A 23,244-nucleotide genomic window follows, 5' to 3' on the forward strand; every position below is an offset into this window, starting at 1 on the left:
CGATGCGCCCTCTTCTTGTTCCATTGTTCAGTAGTGAGCGGATTGCGGACCCGCTCGCCGAAACGCTCCGCGGCGAGGTCGGAACGATCCATATACGGCGTTTTCCTGACGGTGAGAGTTACGTTCGATATGAGACCAGCGTAGAGGCGCGCGATGTTGTCCTGATTTGTGCGCTTGACCGGCCCGACGACAAATTCTTGCCGTTGATTTTCGCCGCTGCGGCGGCGCGTGAAAATGGTGCGAAGACAGTAGGGCTGGTTGCGCCCTATCTTGCCTATATGCGGCAGGATCAGCGGTTTCAGGCGGGAGAGGGCGTAACCGCGAAACATTTCGCTGCGGCGCTTAGCCCCTGGATCGACTGGATCGTGACCATTGACCCTCATTTGCACCGGATTACGTCATTGTCTGACGTTTATTCCGTTCCCGCCTTCGTTGCGCATGCGGCGCCCGTCGTTTCGGCGTGGATTAAGGAGCATGTCAAAAATCCCGTTCTTGTCGGTCCCGACAGCGAGAGCGAGCAGTGGGTTTCAGAAACGGCAAAAACCGCGGATGCGCCCTTTCTCGTACTTGAAAAGACCCGGCGCGGCGATCGCGATGTTGAAGTGAGCGTGCCCAATGTGGAGCAATGGCGCTCACACACGCCGGTCCTGGTCGACGACATTATTTCAACGGCGCGCACGATGATCGAGACGGTCGGTCATCTGAGGGCGGCGGGCATGGCGCCGCCGATCTGTATCGGCGTCCATGCTGTCTTCGCGGGCAATGCCTTTGATGATCTTATTGCTGCGGGGGCCGGGCAAATTGTAACAACGAACACGATCGCTCACGAAAGCAATGCTCCCGATGTTAGTCCGCTTCTTGCGGAGAGTGTGCGTTTCCTTTTAAAGGCTTAGAAGCGCGTTGATGGGTTCGGCTCTCGCCGCGGAATGGAAGCGCTGACGGCAGTCGTCATGTCGTTCCACTCCGTGTGGCGACGGCTTCGATTAAATCTATGCATTGTTGCGTGTTTCGGAGAAACGGATGATGATCAACGTCCTGCATCATCTCAATATTCCACTCCGGTTGATGTCTGCTGATGATATCAAGAGAAGAAGGCGGCGCGGTCGTATCAGCGCCTCCATGAATACACACCACCTTTATGCGCGACGGGATTTTGCGAATGTCGTCAAGCGCGTCATAGCGATAAACGACCTCCCAAAGCGATGATGTCGACGAACGCCAGGTGTGTTTAACCAAATCGGCGACAATTTCTTTCGGCATGTCGCGAATGAGATACGGCAAAATCTTACCGAATACGCGGCGCGTGAGAATGCAAGTAACGATGGTCAACGCCATATTGGTCGTTATCAGGGCGCGCACTTCGCCGCCGGCGTCTCTTTTTTTGAAATAGTCGTAGGCGGATGCTTTGGAGCCGAAGTAAGGCAGGCTCATCAAGACCATGCCATTGACCTGGGGCGGAAACCGCGCCGCATAGGCAAGCGTCAACAACGCGCCTAGCGAATGCCCTATGAGCGTGATTGGGCCCAAGGGCGCAAGCGTATTGTGAAGCGCATCGACGTGGCGCTCCACGCTGTAGCGGATCCAGGGTTTTGGCGAGTCGCCGAAGCCTAACAAATCGACGAGTACAATTGTGTACTTGTCGGCAAGACGCGCGATCCTTGGCGACCAATAACGCGTCGTTCCACCGAGCCCGGCGAGAAAGACAAGCGTTTCGTCGCCATCGCCCATAACTTCTGTATGGAGATGGATTGCCGGTGCGTTTTCTGCGCGATGTTTCGGTTCGGTGAAAATATCGAGCATTTTGCGTCTAATAGTGGTTCGTTTTAGCGCTCACGCGCATAGCGGACGGCCGGTTCGTTGACGGGCGGCCAGAGTTACGCCCCTGAATTGTGAGGCTGCAGCGTCTCACCGTCAGTCTCGCCGTTGTTCTTGCGCGCTTTCAAATTCGAGCAGTCGGGGATCGCCGCGGCCGTGGAGGGCGTCTTGTTCTTCGACGCTGAGGAAATTCGAAAGCGGAAGTTTCAATAGTGCGGCGGCGCTTTCGACGATATGCGCCCAGGTGCAGCGGTTCGCGAACAACATGCCAAAGACGTCGAAGGTGCCCCCGCGGGAGAGATAGCCCAGCGTACGCAAACGAGTCGGACCGGCGTCCAGACGCCGAAGCAGGCCTGCCACCGGTTCGGGCCGGGTGTGAGTGATCAGCACACGAGCGATATCGGCGGGAAAAAGGGCCGCCAAGAGATCGTCATCGAGGACGAACGCCGCCTCCAGCGGATCGCGCGGCGTCCGCAAGCGACCGGGCTCGAGGATGGCGGTGACGCATGTCGGCACATCGCGGGAGGTGAGGCGGTTGCATGCAGCTATCGCTTCGCTCACCTGGTAGGCGCCAAGCGCTGCAAGTTGCATATGCGCGTTGGCCGGATTGCCGGCAAGATGGACGGCGCCGGTCTGCACGCCAAAAACCGCCCCTTCATGGCTTAGTCGGTTTGGAGTCTGACCTTTAGGCGTCACCAGACAAGCGATCTCGCCATGGCCGCTGTAGACTTCGCGCAGCGCTATAACCGCGCTCGCCGTGTCGATGGGAAAGATTACGCGCGAGGTGTCCGACATTTCTCCCAGCAAGGCTTCTGGCAGAGTGGGATCCTGATGGGATTGCTCATTTTTTGCGTTCTCCCATGTGTGCGATGTCGCGATTAACGGAATGCTGATCCAGCCAGGATCGCGGCCCAGCTCTTTTTGCCGGCGCGCAAAAATGATTTCTTGTCGCAGCGCGCCAAGCATTTTCATGGCGAAGGCTTCATAGCTGACGGCGAGATTGAGCCCGCCCTTGTTGCCAAGGGCGGCGGCGATGACCGCTTCTTCATTAAGGGCGGTGATGATGGCGCCGTCTACCGCCTCCGGCGCGCCGTCTTCGGGCGCATTTACCCGATGGCGGAGCGTTTCGAGCGTGATCGGCATATGGTTGCTGCGTAACTCGTCCGGGTTCGCGACGCGGGCGCGCAGCTTTGGATTACTTTTGACGATCGCCACAAATTCCTGGTCGATAGCGTCCATGGCGCACCGAGCCGTCGCGAGGCGCGTTTCAATTTCTTGCAAGGGCGGGAGTGTTGGCGAAGTGACCCGGCGTGTCGCCAGCGCGTTGCGGCTTTCCAGCGGGCGCGATTGGCTGGCATGGGTGGCGAGCGTGTTGGCAGATTGTTGCAGAGCGTGGGGTTCGACGAACAACGCACGAACGGCTTCGTTGAACTCGTTGCGCGCTTTTTCATTGTTGGCCGGATTTCCGTCGAGGGGCAGATTGTGCGCTCGGTTGGCGCCTGCTCCGGGGAAACCAAATCCTTTTTCGCACGGCGCGATCACATAGGGCAGGCGTGCGGGGTAGGATGGAGCGCTATCAGCGATCGCCGCGAGCCGTGCGTCGGCTTCCAGCAATCCCCAGGCATAGGAGAGCGGATCATGACCATCGACGATGATTGGGTTAAATCCCGATAGCTCAAGATGCTGCACGAGCCAGTCAAGGCCGCCTTCCTGTCCAATCTGCGTGCGCTGTTCGATGCGTCTGCCATTCAGCACCATGACGGGCGTCGCGAATCCGCAGTCTTCCGCGCGCCACCAACGCGGCGCCCAGTCGGCTCCGCGCTGTTCTTCGAAGGCGCCGTCGCTCAGGAACGCGACCAGGCGTTCGCCTCGTAGGGGCATGTGGACATATTGCAGGCTTGTAAAACCAAGATAGCCGCCCTCGGATAGCCCGCCCGCCGTATGCGGATTAACATGGCTGCCAAGCGGGATGGCCGGCTGTCCATCCGGCGTAATAGCGTAACTATAAAAATCATTGGCGAGTGTGCTTTGACCAGCCTCGCTTCGGTCGTATCGCCCAAGCTGCGACTTGGAGAGATCGCCGGTAAGCGTGTTGATCGCTTCAATCGCCGCAACGCAGTGGCCTTGGCCCAGCGTCCAGGCGCGCGTGTGTCCGGAGAGCGCGTTGGCGGCGAGGTATCCGGCAAAACCGATCGCCATATTGAGCGATCCGCCGGTGTGGCCCTGTGGCTCGCGCTTGAAGTCCTCGGGCCGCAGAGGCGCGCCCGATTGATCCACGCGATGAGCGTATGTCATATGCGCGACGATTCGCATCGCGGCATTCGTGAGTCTGTCTGTAGCCGCGAAAATTTCGCACGCTTCATTTTCACTGACAGCAAGATCGCCCATCGCGGCCCGTTCCAAAAGCGCGTCGAGCCGCGCCAGCGTTTCATCGGAGTGAGCGATAACGCCAAATCCGGCGCGCCAGTCTGCATCGGCCATGGTTCAAAAATCCTCCGAGGCTTTCGCCGCCTCAATCCGGATTCGGGCGAGGCATATGACGCAAATACGCATGAGATTGTAAAATCCCTTGGCGGCCGTGGATCTCGCTGATCTCGGCGCCGGTCCTAATCGCTGTGCGACAGGCATTCAGGACGCCCCGCACGGGCTTTGCGCCGCCGCCGCTGCGGCTCGGCTGACCAAAGCGAACGCCGGGTCTGGAAAAAGAGATAACAAGATTGTGACGAGCGCGCCGCTCGGGCGGAGCAAGCTTAACGCTTCAACTTATCGAACAAATCGACAAGATCCGAGACGGTTTCCTTTTGAGCCTTGGAGCTCCGTGCAGCGATTGCCGCTTCCACGCTGTTAGCGGCGTGAACGTTGAGGATTTCACTTTCCGCGCGGGCGAGCGCTGATTTGATCGCCTGCATTTGATGAAGGGTATCGACTAGATCGCGCTCATCTTCGAGCATGCGCATGATCCCGCGCACCTGGCCCTCGATGCGTTTCAAACGTCTGATTGTCGCTGCTTGACCATTCATTGATTTATACCTGTATAGAGTATAGATGAGAGCATATGAAAGATTGGTCAAGCTTGTGACACTGAACGCATGACATATGCGGCTGTAAGGACGGTTTTTATCGCATTCTTCGCGCTTGTGCTAAGCGCGGGTCATGTTGCTTGCGCTTGCCTTTCACAAATCGCGGCGGCCGGCCACGGAGATGGTCAACAACCCCACCTTTCACATGCTGAGATGGCGCATGCGGGCCATGGCGCTTTAGGCGAACGTCACGTGCCGGACCAAAATCCGCAACCACATGACGACGCCCACAGTGGCTGTGAACACTGCGCCGCGTCGGCGGCTTTCAAGGGGTCAGCGAAAGTCCAGTTTATCGCATCGCCGGCCCCCAAGCCGGGCGCCAAAGCGATTGCCGCAGTGGCGAACCAGTTTGCGCCGGCAATCGGTGTTCCAAACGCCAAGCCGGTCGCCTTTCGACGACGCGGCCCGCCGGGCGAAACGCCGGTCACGCTCAAAATACGTCTTCTGACCTGATAGCTGTCGCAGCCCTGCGCCGGCAATAGGCGCGAGAGGGTTCTTGTCGTTATGCGCGTATACGCATTGACGACCAGTGACCCGGGCGACGCGCGAACGGACTCCCTCCGTCCTGTTGCGCGCGTCGTCACACCAGACCGTTCCACTTAAATGACCCTGAATTCGGAAACAGTAAGCATGTTTAGCAGACGAAAACTCATTCAAACCGCTGGTTTAGGCGGCCTTGCGTTAGGCGGCGCCGGGCTTTTGCCTGCCTGGGCCAAACCGGCAAGCGCCGGCAATCTCGGACTTCCCGCTCTCACCGGCACGCGCTTCGACCTTACGATCGGCAAATTCCCGGTGCGCATCGACGGCCGCGCCGGCGAGGCGGTCGGGACGAACGGCACGTTGCCCGCGCCGCTCGTCCGGTTTCGCGAAGGCGACGACATCACGATCAATGTGACCAACACATTGCACGAAGATACGTCGATCCACTGGCATGGGCTCTTGGTGCCGTTTTACATGGACGGCGTGCCGGGTGTCGCGTTCCCCGGCATCAAGCCGGGAGAGACCTTCACCTACAAATTCACGCTGCCCCATAATGGAACCTATTGGTATCATTCCCATTCGGGCCTGCAGGAACAGCTTGGCCATTACGGTCCGCTGATCATCGATCCGAAAGGCGCCGATCCGGTCGCCTATGACCGGGAATATGTGCTCGTGCTGTCGGACTGGAGTTTTGAAAGCCCGCACCGGGTCTTTGCGAAGCTTAAAAAGAACAGCGAAGTTTATAACTTTCAGGAACGCACCGTGCCGGAGTTTCTGGAAGCAGCCGACAAGCGCGGGCTTGGCGCCGCCTTTGAGGACCGCGCCATGTGGGGCGCGATGCGCATGTCGCCGACCGATATCGCGGACGTCACTGGCGCTACCTACACTTACCTCATCAACGGCCATTCGACAGCGGACAATTGGAACGCCGTATTCAATACGGGCGAAAAGGTTCGCCTGCGCATCATCAACGCTTCGGCGATGACGATATTCAATTTCCGCATCCCGGATCTTCCGATGACCGTGGTCGCCTCGGACGGTCTCAATGTGCAACCGGTTGAAACTGACGAATTCCAGATCGGCGTTGCCGAGACCTATGACGTCATTGTCGAGCCGAAGGAGGAACGCGCCTTCGCGCTCGTCGCGGAGTCGATCGACCGGTCCGGCATGGGCGTCGCGACCTTGGGCCCGCGTCCAGGCATGCGCGCCGAGGCGCCGCCCCTGCGCGAACGTCCGACGTTGACCATGCGTGATATGGGCATGGCGTATCATGGAAATCATGGCTCCATGGCCGATGATCAACAAGTGTCGTCGGGGATGGATCATGGCGAGATGGACCACGGTGAAATGGATCACGGATCTATGGATCATGGCGCAATGGGACACGAGCCGAAGCAGGAAGACGAACACGCCGGCCACGATATGGGCGGTCAAGGGACCACCTCAACGGAGCAGCGTCACGATCATAAACGCGGCGTCGGCGTCGATATGGTCGCGATGGCGCCGGTCTATCGCCTCAATGAGCCGGGCCTGGGCCTCGAAAACGTGCCGCACAGGGCGCTGACCTACGCCGATCTTCGCAGTCTTGAGCCTAACCCGGATACGCGTCCGCCGGGCCGCGAGGTCGAATTGCACCTCACCGGCAATATGGAGCGCTATATGTGGTCCTTCGACGGCGTGAAGTTTTCCGAAGTCGTCGATCCTATCGTTTTTCACGAAGGTGAGCGCGTGCGCATGACCCTCGTCAACGACACCATGATGTCGCATCCGATTCACTTGCACGGCATGTTTTTCGACCTTGCGAATGGCGGCGGCGATCACCGACCTCGAAAGCACACGGTCATCGTCAAGCCGGGCGAAAAGCTTTCTTACGATGTCACGGCAAACCATGTTGGGGATTGGGCGTTCCACTGCCATCTTTTGATGCACATGCATGCCGGGATGATGCAGGTCGTTTCCATCCGCCCACGGATGGCGATGAATGACGCTATGGATCATGAGAAAATGGACCATGGTTCAATGGACCATGACGCCATGGATCATGATAAAGGGGGCCATGAAGACATGGACCACTCCAAGATGGGTCATGGAGGCAAGCACTAATGGCTTTCTCAAAGAACATGATCCGTACGGGTCTTGGGCTCGCGGCGCTTCTCGCCGCCGCGCCGCAGGGCTTCGCGCAGGAAACGCAAAAAGAAGAAGGGCAGACGTCTGAGCGCGGCTGGTCGCAGGCGGACGAATATTGGGGCCGCGAAGAAATGGCGGCGTCGCGCGCGGCGGTTCAGGAAGAACACGGCGCGTACACCACATACTTTGTTCAGGCGGACCGCTTCGAATACAGAACGAATGAAGGCGAGCCCCAGTTTTTGTGGGACGCCCAAGGCTGGTATGGCGGCGACAAGAACAAGCTCTGGATCAAATCCGAGGGTGAATATTCGTTCGACGCCGACGAATTCGAAGACGCGGAAGTGCAGGCGTTATGGTCCCGCGGCATCTCCCGTTATTTCGATGTGCAAGCGGGCGTACGGCATGACTTTGCGCCGGGCGATGACCGGACCTTCGGCGTCTTCGGCGTGCAGGGGCTCGCGCCTTATTTGTTTGAGGTCGACGCGGCGGCGTTTGTCAGCGGCGAGGGCGACGTCTCTGCGCGGATCGAACTAGAATATGAACTCTTGCTCACCCAGCGGCTTATTCTCCAGCCGCGAACGGAGCTTAACTTCGCCATACAGGACGTCCCTGAGAACGGCGTCGGTTCGGGACTTTCAACGGCGGAAGCCGGCATGCGGTTGCGCTACGAAATCAAACGCGAGTTCGCCCCCTATATTGGCGTCTCCTGGGAGCGTGCTGTCGGCGAGACGGCGGATTTCGTCCGCGCGGACGGAGAGGATCCGTCAGCGGTGTCGTTCGTCGCCGGGCTGAGACTTTGGTTCTGATGACGTAAGGAGTTTGGATATCGTTGCATCGCGTCTGTAGGAAGGGAAGGCCCTCTTTTTCCGCAGGTGCGATTTTCTTCGCTGGTTTTTGGGAGGTGAAATGAAACAACAGCGCTTCGTTATCGCCGTGATTATCGCCGTCGTCGCAGCGGTTTCTCCGGCCCGGGCAGGCTTGGTGCAATCGACCCCTGATCCGCATGCGGATCCGCAATTGGACACGTCTATCCATTGCGATATTCCAATCGGCGAAGGCGTCGTCAGGGCGGTCAATATCAAACATTCAACAGTCGACATTATGCATAGGCCAGCCCATTCAGTCGGCTTTGACGAGATGGTCATGACATTTGATGTATTGGCTTCCGTTAATCTCGAAGAATTTTCCTTTGGCGAGCGTGTTCATTTTTTGCTGAAGATCGAAAGAGGAAAGAGCGACAAAATTGCGTGGATGTGCTCGCTGGAAAAAGATGAAGACACCCACAAGGCATGCATGGCGAAATTACATGTTGAAGCCATGAAACTCGCCGCCGCCGATATCGACCAATGCTCCATGGATAGTATGGAATCGACAGACGCCGCAATTCGTAGTGACGCGGATGATCAACAGACCGCTGTTGAGCCGGACCATAACGATCATAGATAGTCGATGGCTGCCGGCTTGCGGGCGAACGCATCCGCCTCCGTCAGCGGTTTCGTTCTTAGCCGGGCTTCGGCTCTCGCCATATCGATCATTGAGCCAGCGGCGCGCCCGCCTTTTATGCCAAAGCGCTGATCTGTAGGCGGAAGCGGGGACGGTCTGGGTGTTTCATTCGATCAGTTTGAGGCCTTGGTTTGGCGAACCAGTCCGGTTGCTCGGCTAAACAAAACCCAGATCAAAACGCCGCCAGTAATGGCGGCATCCGCAAAATTGAATGACGGCCAGTGATATCCGCCAACATATAAATCGATGAAATCCGTAACCGTGCCGTCACCTATCCTGTCGATCGCGTTCGCGATGGCGCCGCCAATGATTAATCCAAGCGCCGACGCCTCTGTGCGGCTTTGAACCTTCCAAAGCTGGCGAAGAACAAAGGCGATGATCAAGATCGCTAAACCAGCAAGCACAAAAGGGGCAAACTTGTTGTCGGAGGTCAGTAAGCCGAAACTGACGCCGCGATTACCCACCAGAACGACGTTGAGAAACGGGGTGATTGCAATGGGCAATGCATCCGGCGAAAGCCCCTCCGCCATGCGTTTTGTGACGATATCAACGACCAAAACCAATGCCGCGCAGGACAGTCCAACGCGTCTGATAACGGACGGTTCTTTCAAACCAGGAGAGATCATCAGGGTTTCTCCGTCTCCGGACCTTCTTTCACTGCGAAGCCCTGCCGCGCAGCCTGACGCAGGTCCGAGCGCGCCTGCGTCATGATCCCCCAGGCGGAATGCAAGAAAATGCCGGCGATCATGAGCGCGACGATTAGATCGGGCCACGGCGTTGCGGTCACCGCGACCAGTCCCGCCGCGATCAGGACCGCAACATTGCCGATCGCGTCATTGCGCGAGAACAACCAGACGGCGCGCATGTTTGCGTCGCCCTTGCGATATTGCAGAAGCGGCAGGACCGCTACGACATTGACGATCAAGGCGCCGAGCGCGAAGGCGCCCATCATGCCTGGCTCGACCGTCGCCTGATTGAAGATGCGGATCACCGTCTCAATGACAATCCAGACGGCCATGCCAAGCAGGAACAAGCCTTGTAACAGCGCGGCGCGGGCGCGCCAGACGAGCGCCCAGCCTATCGCCAGTATCGCGATGAAGGTGATCGATCCGTCGCCAATGAAGTCGAGGGCGTCGGCTTTGAGCGCTTGCGAGTTTGACAGAAACCCGCCGGCCAGTTCGACCACCCCATAGCCGATATTGAGGGCGACAACGGTCCACAACGCCCGGCGATATCCCGGCGACTTCACCACGAGGGTTTCGTCGGCGGTGCAGCCGCAGTCATCGGCCATTGGAGGTTCCTTCATCGGTTTGCAATGTCTGACCGACATCCTACAGTCTACAGCGACTATAGAGGCAAGAGGATCCGGATATGCCCGTGAAGGCGATGACCATAGGCGGTTTGTCCAAGGCCGCTGGCGTCAAGGTTACGACAATTCGTTATTATGAATCGATCGGTCTGATGGCGCCGCCGGACCGCACGGAGAGCGGTCAAAGGGTCTATGATCACTCAGGTGTTGAGCGCTTGATCTTCATTCGCCACGCCAGAGAGCTTGGCTTTCCCGTCAACGCCATTCGAGAACTTGTTGCTCTTCAGGTTGCGCCCGGCGACGATTGCGCCGCGGTCGACGTCATTGCGCGACGCCAACTCGGCGAAGTGCGTCAACGTCTGAAACGGCTGAGGGCTTTGGAATCCGAGCTGAAGCAAATGATCGCCGCCTGCGACGGCGAGAAGGTCGCGTCCTGCACGATCCTGGCGTCGCTTGCCGATCATGAGTTTGACCGCGCTCGAGGATAGCCATTTGACCCTCTAGCGACTGTAGGGATTAGAGTCAGGCCCAAAGGTCGGAAGCCTTGCCCTACCGCGCAGGCTCTTCGAAAAACCGCTGTGCGAGTAATGCGGGAATATCTACAAAGGAGGCGCGACATGGATCGCAACCACATAATGACAGATGGGTGGATGATGATGGGACCCTTCGGCGGTGTCGTCTCACTGTTGGTGCTGGCGTTCCTGATCCTAGGGATCGCGGCGTTTGTGAAATACCTTTTCTTTGACAGCAAAAAATAGTCAGCAATCGCTGATTGCTAAAAAATATCCTGAACCGCGGCTAACGCCGATGCTGCGCAATAAGAAGGCAACCGGCTGTAAAACGACCCTTCGGTGGCGCGCCATCCACGGGCGCGCGCAAAGACCTAACAGCCAGCGCTTTTCCCGAGGCTGAGGAAAATGATTACGACGAATTGATGGTTCGCCACCCGGCGCCACGCGCTTGAAACACGAATGAAGCCTGTCGTCGCAAACGTTTGGCTTACGGCTAGCGGGCAGCCAGAACGTGGTCAAAAATCATCCATCCGCCGATGAGGAGAAATCCGACGCCAGCGATCAGTTTCAGCGGCAAAAAGGTCATCCATCGTTCCGCTGCGCCGCCAAGGGCGACGGCAAGGGCCGAGGAGACGACGAGCGCGAGGCTGGCTGCAGTAAAAACAAGCCAGCGGGGACGATCGGCGTCGGTCGCGTAGATAAGCGTTGCAAGTTGCGTTTTGTCGCCCAGTTCAGCAAGAAATACTGTCAAAAATACGGTGATGAACGCTGTCATTCGGCGCTCCACCCGGTGCCGAGCGCTTGGTAGACACGGACGAAATTCGCCGTCACTGTCGTCTGACTGGCGGCCAGCGCCGCATCTGCCGCAAGCAATCGCCCTTCGGCGTCGAGCACCGTCAGAAAATCATCCGCACCCACATCGTAGCGTTGCCGGGCGAGCGCCGCCGCCTCGCGCGCTTTCGCAGCTGCGGACGCAAGCGCGTCATACCGTACGCGTTCGCGGCCATATGCTGCGAGCGACGTTTGGGTTTCCTCAAGCGCAACCAATGCGGATTGTTCGTAGGCGGCGAGCGCCGCTTCAGCATTGGCGCCAGCCGCTTTAACTTGTGCTCTGACGCGCGGAACATCGAAGCCGGACCATGTGATCGTCGGGCCGACGCCATAGCCGATCGATCCGTCGCCGCCGACACCTGCGAGATCCTGGGCTGCGAGGCTAACGCCGCCGGCGAGCGTGACGCGCGGGAAGAATTCAGCCTTCGCGATGCCGATGCGGGCTGTCGCCGCGGCAAGGGTGCGCTCGGCGGCGCGGATGTCTGCGCGGCGCTGAAGGAGGGCCTCGATATCCCCGATGGGCAGCGCGTCAGGCGGCGTCGGCAGCGCTTGTTCGCCCTTGGCTAATGCCGATAACACATCGTTGACATTTGCGCCGGTGAGCGTCGCAAGCCTGTTGGCGGCGGCGATTTGCACCGCTTCCAGGGGCGGAATGGAGGCCTCGGTTGTTTTCGCCTGGGCTTCGGCCCGAGCGACGTCGAGACGCGAGCCGAGGCCTTCGTCGAGACGCCGTTGCGTCAGCCGCGCTGAATTGCGCTGAACGCTCAAGTTTCGTTTGGCGACGTCGAGTTGAAGCGCGGCGCCGCGATACTCAATATAGGCGCGGGCGGTCTCCGCGGCGATCAGCACCTGCGCGTCCCGGCGGAGATATTCTGCGGCCTGCGCGCCCGCGAGAGCAGCCTCGGTCGCGCGCCGTACGCGCCCGAAAAAATCGAGCTCCCACGCCGCGTTAACGCCGATGTCGAAAAACTCGGCGTCGTCGAAGTCAAGTTCGTCAAGGCCGAAGGCGGCGCCAGTGAGCCTTCGGCGTTGATAGGCGGCGCGCGCTTCGCCGGTCGGCCGCAAATTGACGCGTTCGAGATTTAGGAGCGACCGCGCCGCTTCGACATTCGCGGCCGCCCGACGCAAGTCCCGATTTTCATTGAAGGCGGTTTCAATCAGCCTGTTGAGGGTTTCGTCTTCAAGCGCTGCCCACCAGCGTTGCGCCGGCTCGCGATCAATGCTGTTGGCCGCTCCATCGACCTGTAAGTCGGACGTCGCAAGGCCGGCCGGATCCGGCGCGGCATAGTCGGGCCCGACCGTTGCGCAGGCCGCGAGGATGAGAGCGCCGGCCGACGAAAAAACGAATTTCAAGAACGGCATATCATAAGTCTCCGACGCGCGACGGTTCGCGGTCCGTTGCGGCGGGCGCGGAACCTCTCAAACCTATGCTTACGGGCCTGAGGCGTTTGTCCCTCTCGCCATTTGCTGCCGTCTCACAGCTAACCGACATCTCGCGGTCGATCAGGTCGCTCGCTTTCTCACGGTTTTCGGCGTTGGCTTCATTTCTGAGGATGAAAGCGGTCTTGTTTTGAGTTGAGCGGCGGCTTTTCAGTCGCGCTCAACCCGCGATCGCCCCTGCTAGGAAGACGCTGCCGTTGCCGATCAGCCCATAGGGCTTCAAATAGTCTGTCATCAAATCGTCTTCTTCCAGACGATGGACAATGCGATGATTATTTCATCATGAATGGGAAGCGTCGCGCATCGTTTCTGTGCGGCGCGCCGCGAGAAATACGTCAGCTAGGTCATTGTTCTTCCGCCTTGTACTGACCGCTCATGAACAGGAAGAGCATGGCGGCCGAACAGCTGATCAATAAAAACCCATTCAGCGCCTCGATGCCTGCAATAAGGCGTAGATGCCCCATTGGTACGATGTCGCCAAGGCCGAGTGAGGTGTATGTGACGAGTGAAAAGTAGAACACATCCATTGCCGAGCCGGATGCGCCGCCGCTCAGCTCGCCAATGTTCAAAGCCCGGCCTATGCCATACGCTGCGGCATAGAGCACAACAGCTGCGATATGGGCAATCCCTGACACGCAAAGCGCCAGAACGAGTTTTCGTCCGCGATGATAGCTCACTGCGCTAAGATGCCGAATGGCGCCGGAGACAATTGTGTAATGCAAGGCGCCGGATAGAACGAATGTCAAAGCGACGATCACAATAGCGAAGATCATAACGAACCCCGTGTGCGCTTATTGTCAGGAATGGGAGTGCGCATGATCCGGCGCCTCCTTGTCACGAATTTTTCCAAGATAGAGGGCTTCGAAGGCAAAAATCGCAGCCATGGAGCCTATCGCGATCACCACGATCACCGGATCAGCGCTGGCCTTGATAAAGAGAAATGCGCCGAGCGCCAAGAGATCGAACAGTATTGCAGAGATGAGGATCCAAGCGCGGGCGCCGACATCTTCGCGCAAATAACGCAGCACGCCATAATGGATGATTACATCCATCACGAGATAATAGATGGCGCCCAGGGAGGCGATTCGGCCTAGATCGAAAAATGCCGCCAGAAACGCCGCCAGGAAGACTGTATAGACAAGAGTGTGTTTCTGGATGCCGCCTGGCATGCCGAAATGCTTGTGCGGTATAAGGTTCATTTCCGTCAGCATTGCCAACATTCGCGAGACCGCGAACACGCTGGCCAACAATCCGGAGGCTGTCGCGATGATTGCAATGATGACTGTGAACGCGACGCCGAGATCGCCAAAGGCCGGTCGTGACGCTTCGGCCAGCGAGAAGTCCTTGGCGGCGATGATTTCCTCGAGGGTGAGGGACGACCCGACAGCCAGGGCGACGGCCATATAGACAATGAGACAAACTCCGAGCGACCACATAATCGCGCGCCCGACATTCTTATTCGGGCTCTGCACCTCGTCACCGCTGTTGGTGATGGTCGTAAATCCCTTGAAGGCGAGAATCGCCAGAGCAACGCCTGCCAGAAACCCGGCCGGCGTCGTCTCATTGCTGGGCGCGCTGCTTGCCGCTTCAAAGGAGAGACCCGAGGCCCACAGCGCTGCGCCAGCAAAGATCAGGATGCCGCCAACTTTCAAAACGGCGGCGACTTTCGACACGCCGCCAATAATCTTGTTGCCGGAAATATTGATAACAAATGCAAAGGCGATCAGCCCCACAGCGAGGATAGGGACGAGCACGCTGTTCTTTTCGACATCGAACAGTTGAAGCGTGTAAGCGCCGAAGGTGCGTGCAACCAAGCTCTCATTGATGACCATCGACATGGTCATCAACAGTGCGCTGGCCGCCGCAATCGTGGTTGGCCCATACGCCTTTTGCAGGATCATAGCGATGCCGCCCGCTGAAGGGTATTTGTTCGACATCTTGATATAGGTGTAGGCGCTAAATCCGCTGATGAAGGCCGCAATCAGGAAGGCCAGCGGAAAGGCGGGTCCTGAAAATTGCGCGACCTGACCGGTGAGCGCGAAGATGCCGGCGCCGATCATCACGCCGGTGCCCATGGCGACGGCGCCCGCGAGAGTGAGGCTGTTTTTCTGGTAATTGTCCTTCATGATCCCTCTTCTGCTTGTTCGAGTTTCTCGCCGGCATAGATTGATATCACGCCGGTCGCCGACGCGATCCTGTCGGGTTCGCCAACATGACGAAAGCCTGATTGTTCCAAAAGGACGGGAATGATCCCGTCGGCGTTTGGCTGGGTATCTTCAACGCCGTCAAGCAATTGAACTGTCAAACGAAACAACAAGCGCATAAGCCATGATGATTGCCGGCCATAATCAGCGATGTAAATGGCGCCGCCAACAGGCAGCAATTGGAAAACCTCTTGGATAATTCTTTGCTTTTCCGTCACCGGAACCTGGTGCAGGACCAGGCTTGTGACGATTTTGCGCGGCGGTTCATCGAAATATGCTTGGGATGCGGAAAAAAATGCGACTTCAAAGCGGATTGACGATTTCAATTTCGCCGTTTTCTTTCGCGCCCGGCGCACTGCGTCTTCATCCGGGTCAACGCCGACATAGCGGATCCCCGGTGCGGCCTTGTGAAGCGCAAGCGCGAGGCTGCCCGTCCCTGACCCTATATCAAGAATATGATCACTGGTTTGCGGCGAAATCTCATGGATGAACGCCTTGCGCCACACGCGCTCACGCGTCAGCGCAGCGATCACAAGATCGTAAAGCGGCGTCAGAACTTTGTATGACAAAGGCGGCTTGTAGTTGGGCTTTCCTCGGCGTGGTTGTTTATGGTTCATGTTGAGGGCCAATTTTTGAAGAGCGCGCCAGGACCAGGCGAACGCCAATGACGGCGAGTGCGGCGCCGCCGAGGGCGTTCAGTGTGACGGGCTCGCCAAAGAACATCGCGCCGAACGATATCCCGAGGAATGGCACAAGGAAGCTGAACGCATTGGCGCGTGACAAATCCATTTTTGTAAGCGCCGTTTGCCAGAGCCAGAACGCGAGTGCTGTGCCGAAAAGGCTGAGGCCGATAAGACTGAAGAGAAAGTCCGGCGTCCAGCTTATGGCGCCGGGGTCTTCGGTCGCGGCGGCGAATACCACGAGGGGAGCAGCGCCGATCAGGAGTTGCCATCCCATCGCGGATGTCGGCGCGATCGCGCTCGCAATGCGCTTGATCGCAACATTGCCGATACTGACTCCGATCGCTGCGAGCAAGATAAAGGCGATGCCTTTGACCGTCGCGCCAGCATCGCCGCCGGTAAGCTGCGGGGCCGCCGCGACGACGACGCCGAGAAACCCGATAAGAAGTCCGATACGGGCTCTCGTCCCCAAATGTTCCTGCAGAACGAAATAGGCGAGGATGGCGGCGAGCAAAGGCTGGGTGTTGGTGATGATGGTCGCAAAACCCGGCGCGACATATTCTGCGGCATGGAACATGCCAAGGTAACCGAGCGTTGTCGTGCCAAATCCGGCGATAGCGAGCCACATCCAAAGCCGCGGTTCGCGTGGAATGGGCAGACGCAGATAGAATGCGACACTGAGCAGCACGCCGCTCGCAAGGACGGCGCGCATGGCGGCGAAGGTCAAATGCGGCGCATCATCGAGCCCGAGAGTGATTAGAGGGTAGCATGACGCCCACAGCGCCATGACCGCGACGACGCGCGTCGTATCAGGATTCATCAATGTTTGTTTCGCTTGTGCGCATCGTCGCAGTCTCGCCTGTTAGGAGGTATGGAGATGACGGATTTTCCAGCCCTCGGGCGTACGGATTAAAATCGCCGTACCCATTCGCTTGCGCTCAACATCCTCGCCCCGCACGGTCGCTTCAAGGGCAATCTTGAATGTAGCATAAGCGATCATCGGCGTCGCCGAAATTCGGAAGTCATCATAGGCGTAGGCATTGATCGTGATGTCTTCGGATTCAAATTCGGGAACGAGGTGGTTGTCGCGATAATCGACCCAGCCCCAATTTGGATGGGATCCTTCAATGATCGTAAAATCGTCGGTTTGCAGAACGTGCGCCGCCATGCCCTCGACGCTGTTTTCGGCGGCGGCCGCCGCATAAGAGGTGAGCGCGGCCTCAACCGCTGTTGCGTGCTCGCCTTCATTCATGAAATGCGGCATGCCGTCTTTCATATGGTGGCCAGGCATGTCCATGGAGGCGTCAGATTTTTCAGATCCTTTATGCTGGTGTTCGCCCTCGCCGTGCTGGTGTTGCGCGGCGGCGGGCGAGATCGCAAGCGCGACCGCCGCCAGGGCTGGGAAAAGAGTCGTTGTGATAGAGTTTCGCATGATCAAAGATCTCCTTATTGCGGGGTTTGCGGATCAATGGCCTCGGCGCCTTTCTCGTCGAGACAGGCCGTCTCGATCTGAAGGGTGGAGAAGTAAAACCCGTGCTTTTCGCGCAGGATCTTGTGCGCTTTTTTGAGCACGCCAGGGGCAGCGTCATTGTCACTGACGCGAAGATGGGCTGAAAAAACATTCCGGTTCGAGGTTAGCACCCAGGCATGAACGTGGTGGACGTCCTCGACGTCCCAGACGGTGCGCAGGGTTTCGACCACAGCGCCGATATCAACACCCCTGGGCGAGGTCTCCATCAGGATCGCAAACGACTCGCGAATGATCCCGACGGATGCGAGCAACAAAACAACGCCGAAGGCAGTCCCGAGAATCGGATCGATCGCCATAAATCCGGTGAACTGAATGAACAGCGCGGTGATAACAATCAGTATACTGCCAATGAACGTCTGAATGACATGCCAGAACGCGCCCTTCATATTGAGATTTTCTTTCTGCCCGCGAAAAAGGACGGCGAGCGAAATGACTTCCGTTGTAATGCCGCCGGCGGCGGCAAGCAGCATCGGCGTTGTCGGCAGGTCGATCGGCGCACGCAGCCGCATCAATCCCATGACGATGACGAGGAGCGCCATCGCCAAGAGGAAAAACCCGTTCAGCATCGCGCCGATAATTTCTGCGCGGGCGTAGCCGAAAGTGTGTTCAAGCGTCGCGGGACGCCGCGCGATGCGCGCCGCGACCCAGGCGAGAATGACGCCGCCAACCGCCGAGAAGGTATGAAACGCGTCGGAGATAACGGCGATGGATCCGGTCGCGAGTCCGATGGCGAGTTCGATAAGGAAATAGACGCCGGTGAGCCAGCCGGAAATCTTGAGCGCGCGATCATTCTCCGCGCTGTGCGCGGGTCCATGGCTCATTGCGTGCTGCACGTTCCTTCGACCCCCATTGAATCGGCGTTATTGGCCCCGACCGTGGAGGCAGGACAATTGCTCAATACGCATCAAACTCAGCAATCCCTCAGGCGCGCCAGCGGGGCGGGAATTTCATGGCGCCGCCGCTTTCCGGTCATTTATTCAAGCCGCCGCCGTCGGCCTGTCCTAGTTTTTCGAAAAGGCTTCAAAAGGACCGAACGCCCATGTGGATCGTCAAAATCTTATACGCACCTTTCATGCTGTTGGGCTTCAATGGGGCGGCGATCTGGTTGATATCGAACGGCGCGCCGCATTGGACGCTGGCGCCTCTATTCGTTGCCGCCTTATGGTCTTCGTTTACACTGGAGCGATGGGCGCCTTACGTGATCGACTGGAACCGACCTCATAACGACAAGGCGCGCGACGTCGCCCATTTTGTCGTCAATGAAAGCGCCAATGTGACGTCAGTCTTATCCCTGCCGGTTATCGCGGCGATCATTCCATGGTCCGGCATATGGCCCCATCACTGGCCGCTATGGGGCCAAGTGTTGCTCGCCGTCATTGTCGCGGACTTTGGCGTCACCCTTGCGCACTACTACAGTCACAAATACCGCTTGCTCTGGCGCTTTCACGCGGTCCATCACAGCGTCAAGCGCATGTATGGCTTTAACGGCTTGATGAAACACCCCTTTCACCAGGCGTTTGAATTGGTCGCCGGCGTAACGCCGCTTGTGCTCGCGGGCATGCCGCTGGACGTCGCGTTCCTGCTCGGCTTTGCAATTGCGATCCAGCTGCTGCTGCAGCACTCCAATGTCGATATGCGCATCGGCACCTTTAAATATTTCCTGGCGCTCGCGCCCGTACATCGCTTTCATCATCTAAAAGAAGCAGGCGATGGCGATGTTAATTTTGGATTGTTTACCACCATTTGGGATAGAATGCTGGGCACGGCCTATTACGATCGTGACAAGAGATTTTCATCCGATGAGCTCGGCATTGGCGCGCAGCCGGATTACCCGACCGGCTATTTGCGTCAGCTCATACAGCCTTTTCTGCGTCAGCCCTAGAGCGCTTTCACGAAATAACGGGATCATCGATGGCAACAGTCGACATGACGTCGCGCGGGGTTACGCCGAACATGGTGCGTAATGTCCGCGAAAAATGCGCGGCGTCGGAAAAGCCGGCCGAATGCGCCGCGCGGGTGGCGCTGTCACCGCCGCCGATTGCGAGCATCGCGCGACGCAGGCGGCGCCATAAAACAAACTGCCACAAGGAAAGGCTTGTTGTCATCCGAAAGAGTTCCGCAAAGCGGCTCTTCGACAAGTTGCAGGCGGACGCAATCTCTTCAAGACGGATCGAAGCGTCAAGGCGTTGCTCAATCATGTCGATTGCAGCGACAATTCTTGCTTCTTTGTATGCGCCGAAAAGCGCAGGTTTGATATCATTGGCGCCGCTATGCAATTCCTGCTCAAGTTTTCGATAGAGTAAGACCGCGCAGTCGCTGTCTATCGGGATTTCACCCCCGGCGCCGATTTCCAATAGGGCGGGTTCCACATATAAAATGTCGAGCGGTTCTGGCCGCGGCGCCAGCTGGTGGCGCGTATTTGACGGTATAAAGATTATCTCATCAATGACACAGTCGCCGTCGATGAGGGCGGACGCAAGGGTTGCGCCGCCGACGACTAGTTGAACGGCGTAATGCGCGTGTAAGGCGTTATCGCCGGCGAGCCCGCGGTAAAAAGCCCAGCCGTCGCCGAGCGCCAGTCCGCCAGTCCATTTCATCGGTAGCAACGGCCTTTAGTTCTCGTCATTCACCTCAATTTTATATTCTTTTCGCATATAGGCCAGTACGTCGGCCATGTCCTGTTCTGAAAGTTCGGGATTGCCGCCCATGGCCGGCATCGCCATCAGCGAGCCCTCGCTTTGATAGCCGTTGATGATGTTTGTGAGAACGACGTCGTTGGAAATGGTGAGGCGGCCGTCCGCCAATGTCAGGTCCGGTACGCCTTCGATCGCTCCCTTGCCGTCAGCGCCGTGGCAGGCGATGCAGGTTTGCGAATAGACTTCAAGTCCGCGCACCGGATCGCCCGGATTAAGATGCGCATAAGAGGAAAGCGATGCGCCCGGTATAGGCGCTGCGGAGTAGGCGCTGCCGTCGCTGGCGCTCGAAATCAGGAACGCCTTGATGTCGTCGGCGACGGAGCCGGGGAGATTGGCGCGAACACGCATATGCTGCACGGAAACACTCCATAATTCGGCGTTGAGCTCGCTCGGCGAACGAAGATTGTGGCATCTGGAGCAGTGATTGGCCCAGGCCTGCGCGCCGCGGGCGATCGCCGCCGAATCGCCGACGTCGATCTGTGGTTGTTCCTGCGCAGGCGACGTTGTCTGTGCGGTCGTCTGTACTATGAGCAGTCCGCCAATGATTGGAAGGGCGGCGCCGAGGATCAATAGTGGTTTCTTCATGACTTAAGCCTTTCCTTAAGGGCGCTAAAAACCGTAGGCGAGCTGCAGTAAAAACCGGGTTTCGGAATCCGGCTCATCATCGTGCCGGGCCGTGAAATCGCGCAGCTGCGCGACGCCCCGGGCGACGATCGACGGCGCGATCCAGTAGTTGAGGCCGATATCGAGCCGTTCTTCCGCCGCTTCTTCGGCGAGTTCGTCAAGACCCGTGATGCGGAACTCACCATAGCGAACGACCGGTTCAAAGCGCTGCAGCACTTTGTGATCGGTGAGGCCTGACAGGCTATAGGCGATTTGTGCATACCAGGCCTCAAGCTCAAGTTCGGGCAGGGCAGTGACGCCCGTTGACCCTTCAAACGCCGTGTTCATCGGGTCGCGCTTGGCGTTGAGATATTCGCCGCGAATATCCCAGGGACCGCGGGTATAAGCGGCGTCTGCGCCCCATAAAGTGACATTCGCACTAGTGGGCATGAGGTCATCCAAATCGTCCAGCAGTGGGGCGTCATCATCATGATCGTCCACCGGCGCTTCATCGTCGTGATCGTCGCCCCCTTCGGATTCCGCCGATCCTGAGACGTCGCCAACTAAAAACGAACCTCCAAATTCAAGATAAGGAAGCGGCAAAAAACCAATCCGTCCACTGACGGCCTTGTTGGAGTTATCGTCGGCGCCTTTGGCTTCGAATTCGACGCCGCCTTCATGGCTGAGACGCGGGCCGTTGCCGATCGCGACAGAGTAAGTCGCGATCATTTCGTCGCCAATCAAGAAGCCGCCGCGCAGCATCGCGCCGGTGTCGCTCGCCGGCTGAACGCCGTCATGGCCGAAGCCCGGAGGCGGGTCGGCGAGGCGATTGATCCAGGTCGGGTGCAGTCTTTCCTGAAACTGACCGACAGGGCTTAAGAACTGACCAAGCACCAGCGTCGCGCTGTCGTGAAGAAAGATATCGGCTTGGGCGTATTCCAACTCGAATTCCGTCTCGCCGTCGCCGTCGACAGATATTTCGGCTTCGGCCTCAATCAGGATCAGATCCTTGTACTGGAAATGGAACGCCGGGTTGAAACGCGCAGCAGAGAAGTCGGCGGTCGTTTCGCCGTCAAAGTCGGAGACGATAAACGTCGCGTCGGCATAACCGGCGAGGTGCCAGCTGGTGTCCGCCCAACCGGGGATCCGTTGATAGGGAACGCCGCCCATGGGCATCGGTTGACGGTCATCCGGAGCGGATTGATTTTGCGCCGCTGGCGCTTGTCCGGCGTCCTGATTGGCCATGGCGACTTGGGTTGGCGTGTCGATCGCCGTCACCGGCTGCAGGGTTGCGGTTGTCGCAGCCAAAGCGCCCTCGCGGCAATCAAATCCTGCATTTGTCAATTTGTCGATGAGTGATTGCGCTTTGTCGGCGCAGAACGCCATGGAATTGCTCGACCGCCAGAGCATTTGATCGGGAACATTTTCATCGGGCTTGCGATAATGAACTTCGCAGACCGGTATTCCCGACGCAGGCGCGATCACTTCGATGCTGCGGTCGACATTCCAGGCCGAACAAACGTGGCTTGATTGCGCCGCCGCTGTTGTCGTCATCATTACAAACATAATTGCCGAAGAGCCGAAAAGAAGCTGAGATCTATGATTGGAGTTTTGATTATGGCGCATTGTCGCCCCCTTCTCGTGACGTTCGATGCGGTTTCATTGGGTCCGCGCCTGAACGACTTCCTTTACGGATGAGCGCCGCTGCTCCCTCAGATTTGAAATGCGACATTGTGACGGGAGAGTTTCGGGCCGGTCGCGCGTTTCGGCGCGGCGGTCTCATGGCGCGCTGAGAATTCCTCAAGATGATGGTGAGGGAATGTTGCGCTTGGCGCGTATGAGCGGTTCGCTGCTGATGTCTCCGGCGTCAGCCGATTTCGCGCATGCAATAATTTGGGAGACGCTGATGACGGAACAAAGAACCCTGACGCTGAAAATGATCGCAGCTGGCGCCGCCGCGTTGGTTTTTACAGCGGCAGCCGCGCAAGAGGCGGCTGCGCCAGAAGCGGTTTCGGAACAGGAAGTCGCCAAGGCCCTCACTGATATGAGCATCATTCCCGCCGGCAAACGGTCGTTCGTCAAATGCCAGGCTTGCCATATGGTCGGCGAAAATTTTCAGCGTCGCGCCGGTCCGCCTCTGAATGGCGTTGTCGGGCGCGCCGCGGGGAAGAATGAAGAGTTTCGATATTCCCCAGGCATGAACACGGTGGCTGCTGAAGGCCTTGTTTGGACTGTGGAAAATCTCGATGCGTACCTGAAAGCGCCGCGCGAGGTCGTGCCGGGCACGACTATGGGATTTGCAGGCATTCCGAAGGCGGAAGAACGCGCGGCGCTGATCGCCTACTTGGCATCGTTTAAAGAGGACGGCTCGCGTGTTGAGGGCGCGACCGAATAATCGCTTGTCTCAACGATGAATTTACGATGCGCGCTGAA

The 23,244-nt window shown here is 58.2% G+C and carries 25 protein-coding genes; 9 read left to right on the forward strand and 16 right to left on the reverse strand.

The genetic code is table 11. The features are described from left to right. Nucleotides 1–2: 2 nt before the first annotated feature. Nucleotides 3–893 carry a ribose-phosphate pyrophosphokinase gene (locus tag ACFOOP_RS11045; protein ID WP_379881009.1) on the forward strand — a complete coding sequence of 297 codons (891 nt, stop codon included), beginning with the start codon at nt 3–5 and terminating at the stop codon, nt 891–893. A gap of 55 nt (nt 894–948) precedes the next feature. Here ACFOOP_RS11045 and ACFOOP_RS11050 read toward each other — a convergent pair whose 3' ends face one another. The 3 genes from ACFOOP_RS11050 to ACFOOP_RS11060 all read right to left on the reverse strand — a co-directional run bounded on the left by ACFOOP_RS11050 (nt 949) and on the right by ACFOOP_RS11060 (nt 4,835). Next, on the reverse strand, nt 949–1,800 hold the full coding sequence (locus ACFOOP_RS11050) for an alpha/beta fold hydrolase (RefSeq protein ID WP_379881010.1): 852 nt from the start codon (nt 1,798–1,800) through the stop codon (nt 949–951). A 111-nt stretch (nt 1,801–1,911) separates the two neighbouring features. Then, nucleotides 1,912–4,296, reverse strand: coding sequence for a phosphoketolase family protein (locus tag ACFOOP_RS11055; protein WP_379881011.1), 2,385 nt, complete (start codon nt 4,294–4,296; stop codon nt 1,912–1,914). A gap of 269 nt (nt 4,297–4,565) precedes the next feature. Beyond that, nucleotides 4,566–4,835, reverse strand: a complete 270-nt coding sequence (locus tag ACFOOP_RS11060; RefSeq protein ID WP_379881555.1) for a metal-sensitive transcriptional regulator — start codon at nt 4,833–4,835, stop codon at nt 4,566–4,568. A gap of 252 nt (nt 4,836–5,087) precedes the next feature. Here ACFOOP_RS11060 and ACFOOP_RS11065 point away from each other — a divergent pair, with 252 nt between their 5' ends. The 4 genes from ACFOOP_RS11065 (at nt 5,088) to ACFOOP_RS11080 (ending at nt 8,948) form a co-directional block, all read left to right on the forward strand. After that, the gene (locus ACFOOP_RS11065) at nt 5,088–5,348 is read left to right on the forward strand and encodes a hypothetical protein (RefSeq protein WP_379881012.1); all 261 of its coding nucleotides are present in this window, start codon (nt 5,088–5,090) and stop codon (nt 5,346–5,348) included. Nucleotides 5,349–5,525: 177 nt separating this feature from the next. Next, nucleotides 5,526–7,478: a copper resistance system multicopper oxidase gene (locus ACFOOP_RS11070; protein ID WP_379881013.1), complete on the forward strand. Its 1,953-nt coding sequence runs from the start codon at nt 5,526–5,528 to the stop codon at nt 7,476–7,478. After that, nucleotides 7,478–8,308 (forward strand): copper resistance protein B, encoded by an 831-nt coding sequence (locus tag ACFOOP_RS11075; protein ID WP_379881014.1) that lies wholly within the window; start codon nt 7,478–7,480, stop codon nt 8,306–8,308. The genes ACFOOP_RS11070 and ACFOOP_RS11075 overlap by 1 nt, the downstream gene beginning before the upstream one ends. A gap of 100 nt (nt 8,309–8,408) precedes the next feature. Continuing rightward, the gene (locus ACFOOP_RS11080) at nt 8,409–8,948 is read left to right on the forward strand and encodes a copper-binding protein (RefSeq protein WP_379881015.1); all 540 of its coding nucleotides are present in this window, start codon (nt 8,409–8,411) and stop codon (nt 8,946–8,948) included. A 170-nt stretch (nt 8,949–9,118) separates the two neighbouring features. Here ACFOOP_RS11080 and lspA read toward each other — a convergent pair whose 3' ends face one another. Then, on the reverse strand, nt 9,119–9,631 hold the full coding sequence (gene lspA / locus ACFOOP_RS11085; RefSeq protein ID WP_379881016.1) for a signal peptidase II: 513 nt from the start codon (nt 9,629–9,631) through the stop codon (nt 9,119–9,121). Then, nucleotides 9,631–10,296 (reverse strand): cation diffusion facilitator family transporter, encoded by a 666-nt coding sequence (locus ACFOOP_RS11090; protein WP_379881017.1) that lies wholly within the window; start codon nt 10,294–10,296, stop codon nt 9,631–9,633. Before ACFOOP_RS11090 ends, lspA begins: the two co-directional genes overlap by 1 nt. A gap of 80 nt (nt 10,297–10,376) precedes the next feature. Between ACFOOP_RS11090 and ACFOOP_RS11095 the strand changes: the two genes are divergently transcribed. Together ACFOOP_RS11095 and ACFOOP_RS11100 are read left to right on the forward strand one after the other, a co-directional pair. Further along, entirely contained in the window at nt 10,377–10,802 is a 426-nt protein-coding gene (locus tag ACFOOP_RS11095) for a MerR family transcriptional regulator (RefSeq protein ID WP_379881018.1), read from the forward strand. A 129-nt stretch (nt 10,803–10,931) separates the two neighbouring features. Next, nucleotides 10,932–11,072 (forward strand): hypothetical protein, encoded by a 141-nt coding sequence (locus ACFOOP_RS11100; protein ID WP_379881019.1) that lies wholly within the window; start codon nt 10,932–10,934, stop codon nt 11,070–11,072. A 247-nt stretch (nt 11,073–11,319) separates the two neighbouring features. Here ACFOOP_RS11100 and ACFOOP_RS11105 read toward each other — a convergent pair whose 3' ends face one another. From ACFOOP_RS11105 to ACFOOP_RS11140, 8 genes are all read right to left on the reverse strand, one after another. Next, on the reverse strand, nt 11,320–11,601 hold the full coding sequence (locus tag ACFOOP_RS11105; RefSeq protein WP_379881020.1) for a TMEM165/GDT1 family protein: 282 nt from the start codon (nt 11,599–11,601) through the stop codon (nt 11,320–11,322). Next, the gene (locus tag ACFOOP_RS11110) at nt 11,598–13,019 is read right to left on the reverse strand and encodes an efflux transporter outer membrane subunit (protein WP_379881021.1); all 1,422 of its coding nucleotides are present in this window, start codon (nt 13,017–13,019) and stop codon (nt 11,598–11,600) included. Before ACFOOP_RS11110 ends, ACFOOP_RS11105 begins: the two co-directional genes overlap by 4 nt. Before the next feature lie 422 nt (nt 13,020–13,441). Next, nucleotides 13,442–13,870, reverse strand: coding sequence for an ion channel (locus ACFOOP_RS11115; RefSeq protein ID WP_379881023.1), 429 nt, complete (start codon nt 13,868–13,870; stop codon nt 13,442–13,444). Between the two features lie 24 nt (nt 13,871–13,894). Then, a complete protein-coding gene (locus ACFOOP_RS11120; protein WP_379881024.1) occupies nt 13,895–15,223 on the reverse strand; it encodes an APC family permease in 1,329 nt (442 codons plus the stop codon). Then, nucleotides 15,220–15,918 (reverse strand): class I SAM-dependent methyltransferase, encoded by a 699-nt coding sequence (locus ACFOOP_RS11125; protein WP_379881025.1) that lies wholly within the window; start codon nt 15,916–15,918, stop codon nt 15,220–15,222. The genes ACFOOP_RS11120 and ACFOOP_RS11125 overlap by 4 nt, the downstream gene beginning before the upstream one ends. After that, nucleotides 15,908–16,801 carry a DMT family transporter gene (locus ACFOOP_RS11130; RefSeq protein ID WP_379881556.1) on the reverse strand — a complete coding sequence of 298 codons (894 nt, stop codon included), beginning with the start codon at nt 16,799–16,801 and terminating at the stop codon, nt 15,908–15,910. The genes ACFOOP_RS11125 and ACFOOP_RS11130 overlap by 11 nt, the downstream gene beginning before the upstream one ends. 42 nt (nt 16,802–16,843) lie before the next feature. Then, nucleotides 16,844–17,413: a nuclear transport factor 2 family protein gene (locus ACFOOP_RS11135; protein WP_379881026.1), complete on the reverse strand. Its 570-nt coding sequence runs from the start codon at nt 17,411–17,413 to the stop codon at nt 16,844–16,846. 14 nt (nt 17,414–17,427) lie between these two features. Then, entirely contained in the window at nt 17,428–18,333 is a 906-nt protein-coding gene (locus tag ACFOOP_RS11140; RefSeq protein WP_379881027.1) for a cation diffusion facilitator family transporter, read from the reverse strand. A 218-nt stretch (nt 18,334–18,551) separates the two neighbouring features. On the opposite strand from ACFOOP_RS11140, the gene ACFOOP_RS11145 reads away from it, so the two are divergent. After that, complete coding sequence (locus ACFOOP_RS11145; RefSeq protein WP_379881028.1) at nt 18,552–19,394, forward strand: sterol desaturase family protein; 843 nt, start codon at nt 18,552–18,554, stop codon at nt 19,392–19,394. Nucleotides 19,395–19,401: 7 nt separating this feature from the next. On the opposite strand, the gene ACFOOP_RS11150 is transcribed toward ACFOOP_RS11145, so the two are convergent. From ACFOOP_RS11150 to ACFOOP_RS11160, 3 genes are read right to left on the reverse strand one after another with little or no spacing between them, the layout of a single operon-like run. Further along, nucleotides 19,402–20,109 (reverse strand): helix-turn-helix domain-containing protein, encoded by a 708-nt coding sequence (locus tag ACFOOP_RS11150; protein WP_379881029.1) that lies wholly within the window; start codon nt 20,107–20,109, stop codon nt 19,402–19,404. A 15-nt stretch (nt 20,110–20,124) separates the two neighbouring features. Then, on the reverse strand, nt 20,125–20,793 hold the full coding sequence (locus tag ACFOOP_RS11155; RefSeq protein ID WP_379881031.1) for a c-type cytochrome: 669 nt from the start codon (nt 20,791–20,793) through the stop codon (nt 20,125–20,127). Nucleotides 20,794–20,817: 24 nt separating this feature from the next. After that, nucleotides 20,818–22,368 carry a hypothetical protein gene (locus ACFOOP_RS11160; RefSeq protein WP_379881032.1) on the reverse strand — a complete coding sequence of 517 codons (1,551 nt, stop codon included), beginning with the start codon at nt 22,366–22,368 and terminating at the stop codon, nt 20,818–20,820. A 349-nt stretch (nt 22,369–22,717) separates the two neighbouring features. On the opposite strand from ACFOOP_RS11160, the gene ACFOOP_RS11165 reads away from it, so the two are divergent. Continuing rightward, complete coding sequence (locus tag ACFOOP_RS11165; protein WP_379881033.1) at nt 22,718–23,206, forward strand: c-type cytochrome; 489 nt, start codon at nt 22,718–22,720, stop codon at nt 23,204–23,206. Nucleotides 23,207–23,244: the final 38 nt, after the last annotated feature.

The sequence above is a fragment of the Hyphococcus aureus genome, from assembly GCF_042643165.1.
GTDB classification, from domain to species: domain Bacteria; phylum Pseudomonadota; class Alphaproteobacteria; order Caulobacterales; family Parvularculaceae; genus Hyphococcus; species Hyphococcus aureus.